Below are 13,384 nucleotides of genomic sequence, written 5' to 3'. Positions count from 1 at the left end.
GTAGGATGCAGTGATGAACAACGATATTGCCTTTTACGACGCTACCAAGCTCGCTTTACTTATCCGCACAAAGGAGGTTTCACCTGTCGAGGTGATGCAACAGCACCTCGAGCGGATCGAAGTCCTCAACCCGTCAATCAACGCGATCGTCACCATCGCCAGTGGCGCGATTGCGGCGGCCAAGGCTGCTGAAGCCGCACTTCTGGCGGGCGACGAAGTCGGACCGCTGCACGGCGTACCATTCACCGTGAAGGACTCGATCGATACTGCGGGTGTGCTGACGCAGCGCGGCTCACCGATCTTCAAAGACCGACTTCCCGATGCTGATGCGACTAGCGTTGCGCGCATGAAAAAGGCCGGCGGCATTCTGCTTGGCAAGACCAACCTGCCCGAGTTTTCCTACTGGATCGAAAGTGACAACCTCCTTTCCGGTCGCTCGAACAACCCTTGGGACACGACACGTACGCCAGGCGGTTCTAGCGGCGGCGAATCCGCAGCCATTGCAGCCGGGATGTCCCCGATCGGGCTAGGTACCGACCTTGCAATCTCGGTACGCGGACCGGCTGCCCAGACTGGCATTACGTCCATGAAGGCGACACATGGCCGGGTGCCAATGACCGGCATCTGGCCTCGCGCGCCGCGGCGCTTCTGGCATGTCGGCCCGATGGCGCGTTCCGTGCGGGATATCGCGCTCGCCTTTTCCCAGCTCTCCGGCCCCGATGGCCATGACGCGTTTGCGACCAGCACCGTGCAATTCGATGCCGGCATCGGTCGCCAGCCCTATCGGCCGCTCCGTGTCGGTTGGATGGTTGGTCCGGGCTTGGGTCCAGTTGATCCTGAAGTGGCCGCTACGGTGAAGGCGGCGGCCGAGGCCCTGAAGGGTGTGGGAATCCATGTCGAGCAGGTCGGTATCCCGGCGCTGGAGCATGATTTTGCGTTAGACGTTTTCAACCGGCTTCACGTCATGGAGATGAAGCCCGCCTTCCGCCTGGCGACCGTCGGTCACGAGGACCAGATGTACAAGATGGCCCGGGCGATGTTGTCGCTGCCCGAAACGTCGATGGCTGACTTCATCGACGCTGAGCAGGCAGTCGAGCGCATTCGTGACGGCTATGCAGATTATTTCCGCACTTTCGATGCACTCATCACGCATGTCCTTCCCATCCCGGCGCATAAGCATGGCGTCGAAGAATTCGTCATCGACGGACAGACTGTAGATGCCACCTATCTCCAGGCCGCGACCGTGCCGCTAAATGTCACGGGCCTGCCTGGGGTCTCGATGCGCTTTGGGACGAGCAGGGAAGGTCTGCCGATCAACGTGCAGATCGTAGGTAGCTGGCTGGCGGAATCGACCATCCTCCATGTGGCATCACTTCTTGAAAGCATTAGCTCCGTACGAAACATGCACCCGAGCTTATGACTGTGGAGCGCCGTCAGAGCCCTCAGAAAACGCGCCTGAGGGCAACCTACTGACTTTTCCAAACCGTTGCGGCGTTGCCGCGCCGGCTGAAGCGAGGATCCCGCATGACCACACAGATATGGTTCGATCAAGCGGGCGGCCCGGGTGTGTTGCAGCGCCGCACCTATAACTGCGAAGCTCCTGGACCGGGGCAAGTTCGGCTCGAACAGGAGGCGATCGGTGTCAATTATCTCGACGTAATGCAGCGCAACGGAACAGTGCCGATACCGCTGCCGAGTGGCATCGGTCTGGAAGGTGCGGGCTGTGTCACGGCGGTGGGTGCGGGTGTCACCGAGTTTGCTATAGGTGACCGTGTCGCTTACGCACTCGGCCCGATCGGCAGCTATGCCAGCGCCAGGCTATACCCTGCGCAACGCCTTATCCGACTGCCCGACACCCTGTCGATGCAGGATGCCGCGTCGGTCCTCTTCAAAGGGCTGACTGCGCAGTATCTGATATCCTCAACCTATCCCGTCACCAGGGGAACGGTCGTCTTGCTCTACGGTGCCGCCGGTGCGGTAGGTCAAATAATGGCACGCTGGGCAACACATCTGGGCGCTATCGTTATCGGTGTCGTATCTCGCGCGGAGAGCATCAAGGCGGCCAAGGCAGCCGGCTGCATGGCCGTACTAGTTTGGGGCCGAGATGATCTGCCAGACGGCGTCCGTGCCGCTACCGGTGGACGGAGGGCAGATGTGGTTTACGACGGTATCGGACGCGCGACATTCGCCGCTTCGCTCGATTGCCTCCGACCGCGTGGACTGATGGTCTCATTCGGCGCATCATCCGGTTCCCCTGATCCTGTCGCAGTCGAAACCCTGAACGGCAAGGGGTCGCTCTATTTGACGCGGCCCAGTTTGGCCGCGCACATCAGCAATGTCGACGAATACCGCGCGCGGGCCAGTTCCGTGCTTGACGCAGTCGCGAAAGGAACCATTGTGCCCGACACATGGCGTACCTACGCCCTCGCGGACGCCACAAAGGCGCACGCGGAAGTCGACGGTGGCAATTCCCGCGGAGCGATCGTACTAAAGCCTTAATAAGATGACGAAGGGTTTCCAACTACGACTCAATGAGCTGCACCCGTGATCACTCTGGCACCGGCCGCGCGTTTTGAGGGCATCCAACCCGCATCCGACAGAGCAGCGCGATCATCTGCCCGAGCAGGTTGCGTCAGACCACGATGCATGATGAAATCAGCGACAAGGGATCGAATCCGACGGAAACTGGAGCCCGGCTGCGGGCTGTCGGTCATGGCGCCGCCCAACCCTGCCCCCGCAGGACCGTCCCCGGCTTCGCACCTGTATGGCGGCCATCGTCGACCACCACCGCGCCGTTGACGAGCACATAGCTGATCCCCTCCGGCGGCGTAGTCGGCGCCTGATAAGTGGCGAGGTCCTTGATCCGATCATAGTCGAACACTGTGACGTCCGCACGCAGTCCAACCCGGATCGCACCGCGATCGAACAGCTTGAACCTTGCGGCGGGCCAGGATGTCATCTTGCGGACGGCATCCTCCAGCGTCAGCACATGCCGGCTTTTGACATATTCCGCGATGATGCGCGGGAAAGTGCCATAGGCCCGTGGATGTCCGTCGGACCCCTGCTCACCTGATGTCGCAGTGGCGTCTGAGCCGATGCTAGTCCATGGAAAGCGCAGGGCTGTCTCGATGTCCTTTTCGTTCATACCGAAATAGAGTGCGATCGGCCGATGCGGCGCGCCTGCAAGAACGATATCCCAGGCCACATCGGCGGGATCGCGCTTCAAAGCGCGGCCGATCGTCGCCATGTCCTTGAACTTATACTGATCATATTTTTCGTTATAGGCAGCGACCAGAACGACATGGTTCCAACCGCCCGATGCGGTGATGAGGTTGGTCCAGCCCGGCAACGACCCCGCCTTAACCTGTTGCTTGAGCTTCTTGCGGGTTGCAGGGTCGGCCAGCCTTGCTAGGCCCTTCTCCTTGCCCTCGGCCCAGACCCAGTTCGGTACGGTAATGTCTAGGCCGGTTCCGCCGGCCGTGTAGGGATACATGTCCGCCGCGACGTCGATCCCGCGTGCGCGAGCGTCCTCGATTAGCTTTCCAGCCGCGGGCATCAGCTTGCCCCAGCCGGGTGCGAAAGCCGCCTTCAGATGATAGATTTCTACAGGAATCCCGCTCTGCTCGGAAATCGCAATTGACTCCGCCACTGCTGGGAGAAGCTTTTCGCCTTCGTCCCGCATATGATGGGCATAGATGCCGCCATATTGATGGGCGACCTTGGCCAACTCGATCAACTCCGGGGTCTGCTGATAGCTTGCCGGGGCATAAATTAGTGCAGTACCCAGCCCCATTGCACCCGCGCGCATCGCTTCCGCGACATGCGCGCGCTCCTTATCCAGTTGCTCTGCCGTTGGAAGACCGTCGACATCGCCCATGACCTCGACGCGCGCTTGGCTCGCGCCATAGAGCGTCCCGAAGTTTACCGAGATTCCCTGCTGCTGAAGGCGGTCGAAATAGCCGGACAGCTTTGAGGATTCGACCGGTGCACCGCCTTCACCCGCGATAAGCGTCGTGACGCCCTGCATCACCTTGCTCTCCGCCCGGCCATCCTCGAGCAGGTTGTCGCCGGATTGGTCCATGTCGTCTATCCAACCCGGCGTGACATATTGGCCTTTTGCATCGATCTCGCGCGCGCCGTGCCCCGGGACGTGACCAACCCGGACGAAGCGCCCGCCCTTTATCGCAACGTCCGCACGGACCCACGGATTGCCACTGCCATCGAGAACCTTCCCGTTGCGGATCACGACATCGTATGTCGCTGCCGTCGCGGCAGCGGTCGCGCCACGGCGCAGCGCGGCGATCGCATCAAGGACGACGTCAGGCCGATCATGCGCGACATCATGGGAACTTTTGTAGGCAGTGATCAGCGTGCGGTTGGGCGCCTTGCCGGCAAATGCCGCATGAGCGTCGCGCCAAGCCTGGGCATCGGCGGGATCGGGAGGAGGCGGTGTCTCGGCGACGATCACGGCGACCGGAACGTTAGCCGGCCACTCCATCTTGTGGAAGGCGCTCTGCGTCGCTTGATAGGAAGCGCCCAACGCCAGTAGCTGGCGATTGGCGGGCGTCGACGGGGCCTTTCGAAGCTGTTCGAGCATCGGCGCATACATTTTCTGCGTCCGGGCGATCATCTCGTTGGTGAAGAATTCGGGCACATTGGCGTCGACCATGACACCACCCGCAAACCATTCGGGATGCCGAGAGGTTATTCCGGTGGCGATTTGGCCGGCCAGCGAATGCGAAACCAGGATGACATCCTGCGTCGCACCTAATGCGCGCAGGCCAGCCTCGAGATCGTCAATGGCGCCAGTAAGGCTCCACGGGCCCGGCACTTCCTCGCTCTGGCCGAACCCGGGACGATCATAAGTGATGATCTGGGCACCTGTCCGCTTAGCGAGCTCGGGCGCGAACGTCGCCCAATAGGTCGAGTCCGCACCACCGCCCGCATCGAGAACGATAGCTGGTAGTTTTCCCGGAATGACGTGAAAGGCAATCTTGCGGCCACCGCGTTCAACGATGCACGTGTTCGCGCCGTTGGCGGCGCCTGTTGTGTGCGGAGCAGCGGCGTCGGCAACCGCAGGGACAGAGAGAACCGCGCCGATCAACAGGGCGAAGACAATTTTCGAACGCATCGTTCGATACTCCACTCAGTCACAACATTAGGGCGAAGGCACACGTGCCTTCACCCCCGAATAATTAGAACTTTGCGTCGAACGAAACCCCGATCGTGCGAGGCTGGATGATCGCGGCGTTGATCTGCGTCACGGCTCCGGTCGCCTGATTGTTGAGCACGCTGTATGAAGAATAGGCGCGCTTGTCGGTGACGTTTTTGGCAAATAGACGGACCGTGTAGCGCCCGTCGGTCACGCTGGCGTTGAGATCCAGCGCGGCATAGCCGGGCAGGCGGCGCGCGAAGGGTGCGCTCGACAGATCCGACAGACGGCTGTCGACCAGCCGTAGACCAGCGCCCAGCGTGCCGCTCCAGTCTGCCGTCAGGTCATGGGTGTAGGAAACGCTGACCGAGCCGCTCCACTTAGGGATGCTAGGCAGCCGGTCGCCCTTCAATCCGCTCGCCAACGGAGCGTCCTCAGCCAGGACCGAATGGATATAAGCGAGGGTTCCATTCAGATCTAGACCGGCTGTCGGGCGCACCGTGACATTGGCCTCGATGCCCTTGCTGCGCGCCTTGCTGCCATTGACGGCATAGTTGAAGCCGCCACCGGCGCTCGTTAGCAGCTGAATGTCTTTCCAGTCGATCAAGAAGGCGGCTGTGTCGATCGCGAACATATTGTCCGGGGTGCGGGCTTTGACGCCGATTTCGTAGTTGGTCAGACTGTCCGATTTGAAGGTCGGCGACACGCCTGGGATTGCGAGGTTGGGGCCGCCGGGGCGATAGCCGGTCGCCACCCGGGCGTAAACCATCGTCGTGCTGGTCGGCTTGAACCGCGCGCCACCGCTGTATGTGGTGACGTTTTCCTTAGACTTCTGATTAGGCAGGCTGATCGGCGCCGGCAGGATGACACCGGTCGCAAACTCGCTGAACACCTGCTTGTTATGGGCATAGCGGATGCCGCCGAAGACCTCGAAGCGGTCGGTAATGCTGTAGTTCAGATTTCCGAACACAGCATATTCCTTATAAGTGGAAGGAAGCTGCGCGGAGAAGATCGGATCGACGCCCGGGATCGGCACGCCCGCCATAGTGAGCGCGCTGGGCGACTGGAAGTTCGTCGAATCCTCATATGTATAGAACGCGCCGATCGTCCAATCGAGCGGCCCTTTGCCCGAGGATTGCGCACGCAGTTCCTGCGTGAACTTCTTCAGGCCCAGCTCGTAGGAATAGACCGACTTTCCAGCCGAAGGCAGACCCAGGAAAGGGAATGCTACGCCATAGGTGTAGGAGGCATCCTGCGTCTGGCTGACCGACGTCTCGGTGTAGCTGGTGGCGGCGATCAGATCGACCTGGTCACCTTCATATTCGATGCCACCCGAGACCATCTTGATCGTCTTGCGAAATGGCTGATCGGTAAGGTTATTGTCCTGAAGATCGCCATAGATCGGGGCCAGAGTGCCGTCTGCTAGCGGAACGGTCGAATTGCCGCGCGTCTTCGTCCGCTGCCACAAGCCGTTGACTTTGATCGTCAGGCCATCGACCGGCTTGAAATAGAGCCCGAGCCGTGCGCTCTGCTGTTCGACGCTGTTCTGGTCCTTCTCGCCCGTCGCGGCGTTATCGATGAAGCCCGGTGTATGTTCTAGCGCGTAGCTAGCGACGAAGCCAAGCTTGCCTTGCACGATCGGGCCACTGACGTTGGCGCGAACGCCGCCGCCGACCTTACTGCCACTCTTGACGCCCATCAAAGTCCCGCCGGCCCGCACCGAAAATTCATCAAGCGAGGGAGAGGTCATCACATATTTCAGCAATCCGCCCATCGAGCTCGCGCCGTAAAGCGTCCCCTGCGGGCCACGTAGAATCTCGTACCGTTCGACATCATAGGGGAGCAGGTCGAGCTGGAAGGCGTTACCGCCATTATAGCTGGTGCTGCTGCCGACCGGCGCTTCGTCGATATAGGTCGCCACCGTGCTGGCGCGTCCGATCGGCGCGATGCCGCGGATGCTGATCGTCGTCTGTCCGGCCGACCCGCCCGAATCCACTTGGAACGCGGGCACATAGGCGCTGACATCGGTGAGCTGGGTGGCATGGACGGCTTCCAATGTCGCCGTGGATACGACGCTGACGCCCGCCGGGACGTTGAGAATGCTCTCGCTCCGCTTCTGTGCGGTGACGATGATCTCCCCGCTTTCGGCGTCCGCCGCGGCGGCCTGGGCGCTTGCCGGAGCAGGGGCCAGCATGGCGGCGACGGCGCTCGTGGCCGTCAGCAAAGTGATGCGAAATCTGTTTGAGGCCTTCATTAACTTTCCCCTTGTGCTTGATGACAATAGATTTTCTTTTTGTAATTTCCGTAAGTTGTTGAATTTACTTATTAATCGGCTGGAAAATCCGCGCAGGTGAGAGATCTTCCTCGCGGATATGCATCGCCTCCAGCTCTTCCCGGACAGGTAGCCGGAGGACCATTTTGGCGGCGAGGCTGCTCAAGGCCGGGGCGGTCTGGATGCCGTATCCGCCCTGCGCCGCCAGCCAGAAGAAATCGGGAATATCGGGATCGAAGCCCGCGACCGGCGAACGGTCTCGGACAAAGGACCGGAGGCCGGCCCACTTGCTCTTGATCCGTCGCACCTGGATCGAACTGACCTGCTCCAGGCGGTCGGCCGCGATCGCCACATCGATCTCGTCAGGCTGGGCGTCTTCCGGCTCAGATAGCGTTTCGTCAGCCGGCGAGATCAGCAACAGCCCAGCATCGGGTTTCATATAGAACTGCTCATCGGGGTCGAGCACCATCGGCCAGTCTTTGGATTCAACGCCCTCCGGCGCGTCTATGAGCGCTGCCGTCCTGCGGCGGGGCTCCAGCCTGATCGGCTTCGCCCCCGCCTTGGCGGCGATCTCATCCGCCCAGGCGCCAGCAGCATTCACTATGGTCGTAGCCCAGAATATGCCCTGCGCGGTCTTCACGACCCAACGCTGTGTAACCTCGTCGAACGCGAGCTCCTCGACCTTGCTCTGCAGGAAAAGCCGCCCGCCATGCGCTTTGAGCTGTCGAATATAGCCGTGCTGAAGGGCGTGAACGTCGATGTCGGCGGCATTCTCGTCCAAAATCGCGCCAAGCAGCCCTTCTGAACGCAAGACCGGACACAATTCCAGGGCGGCTTCGGCGCTGATCGCCCTAAGATTGCTGGCCGGAAGTTCATGGGCGGCGAATTGCTCAAAGGCTTCGCGCTTTTCGGCACGGCCGATGATCATTATCTTCCGCTTGTTGACGAGCACCCCATCGCAGAATTGTGGATCGGGCGAATAGAAAAATGGACGGCTCGCAACCGTCAAAGCCCGGATGACGGCATTGCCATAGCCGGTGACGAACAGTGCCGCCGACCGGCCCGTCGCATGAAAGCCCGGCTGCTCCTCCATTTCCAGAACAGCCACACGACAGCTGGGCGCGAGATGGGCCGCAATGCCCGTGCCGGCGATCCCGCCGCCAATCACCAAAACGTCAAAATCATTTTCACGCATGAACAAACTCTTGGAAAATTGATTGCATCTGCCCGCGCCTCGGCTTGCGGCGAAGAACGGCCGCATTGAACACCGCCACAAGGAGCGACGCCGGGTTGCGCCTCCCGCCGATCGTCGATCCTTGCTTGCCGACAAGATTGGCGTCACCGGCGGCGGCGCCACGTCTGGCGGCGCGCCGCCGGTGACGACGTTCGGTGCGGACGAGCCATGCTGAAGGGATCGCATTGGCTTCGATCGCGCCGGTGACGACCGGCGCAGGACAGGTTTCATCGAAGAATATCGGCACGCAGTTTTCGCCGCTCCGTCGAATACCGCCCATTCCCACCCCGTCCGATTCGTTATCTCTTCCCCAATATAACGATGTTTTTCGTTTAGTGTGAAAAATTCTCTACTTTAGAGAAAATTGTGACATTGTCCCCGGACATAGGCTGTGAAGCCGGGCAACAAGCGCGATGAAGGTTTGCCAATTGAGAGAAAAATCGCGATTACGGTCGTAAATTGGCACCTGACAGAGGGTGGAAAAGTGAGCGAAGAAGCAAAACCCGGAGCGATTCTCAAACAACTCCGAGCCCAGAGGGGCTGGACGCTGGCGGACGTTTCCGAACGTACGGGTTTTCCGATCTCGACACTTTCCAAAATCGAGAAAGGCCAGGTCTCGCTCAGCTATGACAAGCTGGCCCGCATCAGCAAAGGCCTGGATATCGACATCGGCGTCTTCTTCTCGAACGAGGCATCGAGGTCGCAGCCCTCAACCTTGGGCGGGCGGCGGAGCATCATTCGCAAGGGCGAAGGCCGCACGATCGAAACCCATAGCTATCAGAATCAGTTTCTGGCGACCGATCTGCTCAACAAGCGTTTCGTGCCCATATTGGGACAGGGTTATGTGAAATCGATCGACGACTTCGGCGAACTGATCCGCCACCAGGGCGAGGAGTTCTGCTACGTCCTCGAAGGCGCGCTGGAACTGCACAGCGAGCTTTATGCCCCGGTTCTCCTGGAAGCCGGTGATGCCATCTACTTCGACAGCAGCATGGGCCATGCTTATATTTCGGTGGGCGACACGCCGTGCAAGGTCCTGTGCATTTGCTCGGGCGACGAGTCCAAATTGATCAATGGCCCGGAGATCGTCGACAGCTCGGCAAACGACAAGGACCAGCCCCCCAAGCGGAAGCTGCGCGCCACGCCCGCGGGTGGCCGGAAGAAAGCCGCCACGGGCAAGGGCAAGGTGCCGAAAACCTAGAAGCGGCTAGGCCTGATCCGCCCCCGCCGCCAACGCCTCGATCTCCGCCACCAGCCCCTTAGCGGCCAATGCGATCAGCGCCTCGCCATGCGCGGGCGTCGCCTGAAGCGGGTCCGATCCCATGCGTCCGTCGGGATGGCGCGCCCTGAAGTCGATCGCTTCGCGGATCGGGCCGCTGGGCGCGATCGGCGGATCGCATGGCGCGACCTTGATCGACTCGGGATAAGCCGCCTGGGTGATTGCGATTTCGGACGGCTGGGCATGGCTGCCATGGCCGGTCGGAAACTGGCGATGGGCCAGTTCGTCGACCCCCGGAAACTGCCACCAGTTGCGCAACATCAGCGTGACGCCGGCCCGGCGCTTCGCATAGCTCGCCTCGGCATAGATTTCGGAAAAGGCGGCTTCGATCGTCGGGATGTTGCCGCCATGGCCGTTCAGGAAATAGATGGTTTCAAAGCCGTGCATCGACAGCGAAGAGACCCAGTCGCGAAGCACGAGCATCATCGTCGAGGGGCGCAGCGAAATGCTCCCCGGAAAGCCCAGATGATGCTGCGCCATCCCGACGTTGAAGGTGGGCCCGACGAGAATCCCGGAATCTTCGGCATGGGCGCGATGTGCGATGATCTCCGAACAGAGCCAGTCGGTACCGAGCAGGCCTGTCGGGCCATGCTGCTCGGTTGAGCCGATCGGTATGACGATCGTCCGCGAGCGCGTGAGCTGGGCTTCGATCTCGGGCCAGGTGGACAGGTGCAGAATCACGTCGCGGTCTCCGGAAGAATGGCAATGGCATCGGCGGGAAGCGCGCCTTCAGGCTCCGCCCTGCGGGTCATGCGGCGAAGCCAGGGCGCGATAGCGAGAAGCGCGATACCGGCGAAGCTGACCAGGCCGGCGTGCAACAGCCAGAAATGCGCGGGCGACCAATATTCATAGAGTGAGCCCAGCCGCCCGCTGATCACGCTCCCGAAGAAATAGGACAGGGTGTAGATCCCGACCATCGTCCCCCGGATTCCGCCGGGCGCCGCGCCGGTGAACAGCGAGTTAGCGCTGGGAGAGAAATAGATCCAGCCGACATTGGACATCAGGTGGAAGGCGATGGGCATCATCAGGAGAACCTTCCCCTGATCGTTGAGGACCATGCCGCCTGAGGCGAGCAGCAGGACCGCCGCCCCGAAAATGAAGCAGCCGATCGCCATCCGCACGAGTTCGTCGGCCTTCACCCCTGCGCGCTCGCGCCTTTTCCACCACAGCAACAGCAGCGGCACCGCCAGTAACGGTGACAGGCCGTCCACCGCCTGCAGCCAGGGAACCGGCACGGTCAGGCCGCCGATCTTGAGGTCGACATGATCGCGAACCCATAGATTATAGCTGTTCCAGATCTGCGCCTGCGCGACCCAGAAAAGGGTGCAGAGGGGGACGATGGCGGTAAGCGCGATGACCGCGCGCCAGTCCTGCCTGCTCAATGGTTCAGACGCCACCTGCGCGACGGCAACCTTTTCCTCCGGCAGAAAGCGCTGCCCCGCCATATACCAGAGCAGCCCGACGAGCATGCCGAAGCCGGCAAAGGTGAACGCCACATGCCAGTCGAACGCCTGGCTGAGCCAGCCGGTGATGAGCGGCGAGATGAAGGCGCCGATTGCGACCATGCTCGCATAGATCTGGAACGCCGTGGCGCGACGGCTGTCTTCCGGCGCATAAAGCTCCGCAACCTGCGGGGTGAGATTGCCGCGCAGGAAGCCCGCGCCGAGGATGATCAGCAACAGCGCCAGCAGGAAACTTGCCTCGAAAGCCATACAGAAATGGCCCGCCGTCATCAACAAGGCACCAAGCGTGACTCCAAGCCGTCGCCCGATCCAGCGATCGCCGATCATCCCGCCGAACAAGGGGGTCAGATAGCTGAAACCGACATAGAAGCCGAATATCTGCGTCGCGAGGCCCTGCGCGCTGAGTTCGCCGAACATGCCCTCGATGGCGGCCTTGAGCCACGGAAAGCCCGCGATAGCGGTGGCGTGTCCCGGCGCGAACAATTGTTCGACCATATAGAGAACAAGGATCGCCTGCATCCCGCTGAAGGATATGCGGTCCCACAATTCGGTGCCCGCGAGGACGACCAGACCGCGCGGATGACCGAAGAGATTGCCCACCTGCGCAGAGGATGTGCTGTTCGTCATGGGTCAGAATCCCGTCGTTACGATGTCGATCATCCGATAATCTTCGTCGACCACCGGGATCGCGCGCCATCGATCAAAGGTGCTGCACGGGTGGGAAATCCCGAACCCGATCAGGTCGCCGACCGCCAAGCCGTCAGCGCCTTCGAGGCAGGCGTGCTGGTCGTACATCCTGGTGATGCGGAGATCGTCCGCGGGGCGAGACACGACGCCATCGGGCCGGAAATGCCAGATCGGCCGGGGCAGATCGACGTCGAAACCCGCATCGCGCTTGCCGAGGCTGACAATCGCGAAACCCGGCTCGGGAAGCGACTGCACCACCGCCCAGACTTCGAGCGCCGCCACCGGGTGCAGCTTGGCGACGAACGTCTCTGGCTGCCGCTGGCGAATGGCCTCGATGGCCGCCGCGTAGGTTCCGTGATCATGGGTCACATAGCAGCCGGACCGCAGCACCACCTTCGCGCGGCCGTCGAGATCGATCGCGGCAAGGCGGCTCGCGCATAGGTCGAACAATGCCGAACCACCGCCGGTCAGGATGATGTCGCCCGCAGCGAACAGCCCCTTGTCGAGGAGCAGCCGCGCCGTCCCGGCCACTTCGTCCAGCATCGCCTCCGTCGCGGCGACACCACTCCCAGTGAAGGCGTGAATGCCTTCGAAAATCTCGATCCCGCGCAATGCCAGCGACTGCTTTTCCCGCGCTATTCCCCGTGCCAGTTCAAGGCCGGCTTGGGCCGACCGCACGCCGGTGCGGCCACCCGTCGCGCCGATTTCCAGCAGCAGATTCAACGGCCGCTTCAGGTCTTTGCAGCGCACGGCCTCGGCCAGCCGTGCGACGCCCTCGGGCGAATCGACGAGGCAGAAAAACTCGAAATCGGTCTCCGCCAATGCATCCAGCACCAGCGCAATGTCGGCGGGCGCGACCAGCTGATTCGCCAGCAGGATTCGCGACACGCCCCATTGCCGGTAGAGACGCACATGGTGCGCGGTCGCCGCCGTCATTCCCCAGGCCCCGGCATCGAGCTGTCGCGCGAACAGTTCGGGGCTCATGGTCGTCTTGCCATGCGGGCATAATTCCGCGCCCGCAGCTTCCGCGAAGGCCTGCATGGAGCGGATATTCTGGTCGATCGCCGCTTCCTTCAGGATGGCGACCGGCATGAGGAAATCGCCGTCCAACAGGCTTTTACCCTGTGCCACCGCCGCATCGATCGGGAGACCCGCCAGCGCGGGCGGAAAAGCTTTCCAGTTCGGGTCGATGGCTGCTGGGCGTCCTGCGGGCATGATCACGGCGACATCACTTTCAGATTGGGGTGCGCCGCCATAACCGTCACACCGCATATTCTCAAAAAGAGAGAAATAATCT

At 61.5% G+C, this 13,384-nt stretch carries 10 protein-coding genes; 3 read left to right on the top strand and 7 right to left on the bottom strand.

Annotated elements, in window-relative coordinates:
• The first annotated feature begins 13 nt into the window (after nucleotides 1-13).
• Together ASE00_RS10910 and ASE00_RS10905 are read left to right on the top strand one after the other, a co-directional pair.
• Entirely contained in the window at nucleotides 14-1,420 is a 1,407-nt protein-coding gene (locus tag ASE00_RS10910; protein WP_056380136.1) for an amidase, read from the top strand.
• Between the two features lie 104 nt (nucleotides 1,421-1,524).
• Complete coding sequence (locus tag ASE00_RS10905) at nucleotides 1,525-2,499, top strand: quinone oxidoreductase family protein (RefSeq protein WP_056380134.1); 975 nt, start codon at nucleotides 1,525-1,527, stop codon at nucleotides 2,497-2,499.
• Between the two features lie 211 nt (nucleotides 2,500-2,710).
• Here ASE00_RS10905 and ASE00_RS10900 read toward each other — a convergent pair whose 3' ends face one another.
• The 4 genes from ASE00_RS10900 to ASE00_RS23740 all read right to left on the bottom strand — a co-directional run bounded on the left by ASE00_RS10900 (nucleotide 2,711) and on the right by ASE00_RS23740 (nucleotide 8,938).
• On the bottom strand, nucleotides 2,711-5,131 hold the full coding sequence (locus tag ASE00_RS10900; RefSeq protein ID WP_082594630.1) for an alpha/beta fold hydrolase: 2,421 nt from the start codon (nucleotides 5,129-5,131) through the stop codon (nucleotides 2,711-2,713).
• A gap of 64 nt (nucleotides 5,132-5,195) precedes the next feature.
• The gene (locus tag ASE00_RS10895) at nucleotides 5,196-7,376 is read right to left on the bottom strand and encodes a TonB-dependent receptor (RefSeq protein WP_162256442.1); all 2,181 of its coding nucleotides are present in this window, start codon (nucleotides 7,374-7,376) and stop codon (nucleotides 5,196-5,198) included.
• A 94-nt stretch (nucleotides 7,377-7,470) separates the two neighbouring features.
• Nucleotides 7,471-8,619, bottom strand: coding sequence for an NAD(P)/FAD-dependent oxidoreductase (locus ASE00_RS10890; protein WP_056380131.1), 1,149 nt, complete (start codon nucleotides 8,617-8,619; stop codon nucleotides 7,471-7,473).
• A complete protein-coding gene (locus ASE00_RS23740; RefSeq protein ID WP_056380128.1) occupies nucleotides 8,612-8,938 on the bottom strand; it encodes a hypothetical protein in 327 nt (108 codons plus the stop codon). The genes ASE00_RS10890 and ASE00_RS23740 overlap by 8 nt, the downstream gene beginning before the upstream one ends.
• A gap of 111 nt (nucleotides 8,939-9,049) precedes the next feature.
• Here ASE00_RS23740 and ASE00_RS10880 point away from each other — a divergent pair, with 111 nt between their 5' ends.
• Nucleotides 9,050-9,859 (top strand): helix-turn-helix domain-containing protein, encoded by an 810-nt coding sequence (locus tag ASE00_RS10880; protein ID WP_082594628.1) that lies wholly within the window; start codon nucleotides 9,050-9,052, stop codon nucleotides 9,857-9,859.
• Nucleotides 9,860-9,865: 6 nt separating this feature from the next.
• On the opposite strand, the gene ASE00_RS10875 is transcribed toward ASE00_RS10880, so the two are convergent.
• From ASE00_RS10875 to ASE00_RS10865, 3 genes are read right to left on the bottom strand one after another with little or no spacing between them, the layout of a single operon-like run.
• Nucleotides 9,866-10,618 carry a creatininase family protein gene (locus tag ASE00_RS10875; protein WP_056380124.1) on the bottom strand — a complete coding sequence of 251 codons (753 nt, stop codon included), beginning with the start codon at nucleotides 10,616-10,618 and terminating at the stop codon, nucleotides 9,866-9,868.
• A complete protein-coding gene (locus tag ASE00_RS10870; protein ID WP_056380122.1) occupies nucleotides 10,615-12,027 on the bottom strand; it encodes a peptide MFS transporter in 1,413 nt (470 codons plus the stop codon). The genes ASE00_RS10875 and ASE00_RS10870 overlap by 4 nt, the downstream gene beginning before the upstream one ends.
• Before the next feature lie 3 nt (nucleotides 12,028-12,030).
• Nucleotides 12,031-13,302, bottom strand: coding sequence for an alanine racemase (locus ASE00_RS10865; RefSeq protein ID WP_235538686.1), 1,272 nt, complete (start codon nucleotides 13,300-13,302; stop codon nucleotides 12,031-12,033).
• Nucleotides 13,303-13,384 lie beyond the last annotated feature (82 nt).

The sequence above is a fragment of the Sphingomonas sp. Root710 genome (assembly GCF_001429065.1).
Classification (GTDB): Bacteria; Pseudomonadota; Alphaproteobacteria; order Sphingomonadales; family Sphingomonadaceae; genus Rhizorhabdus.
Note: the sequence above shows the minus strand (reverse complement) of the source record. Positions and strands in the feature narration are given on the sequence as shown.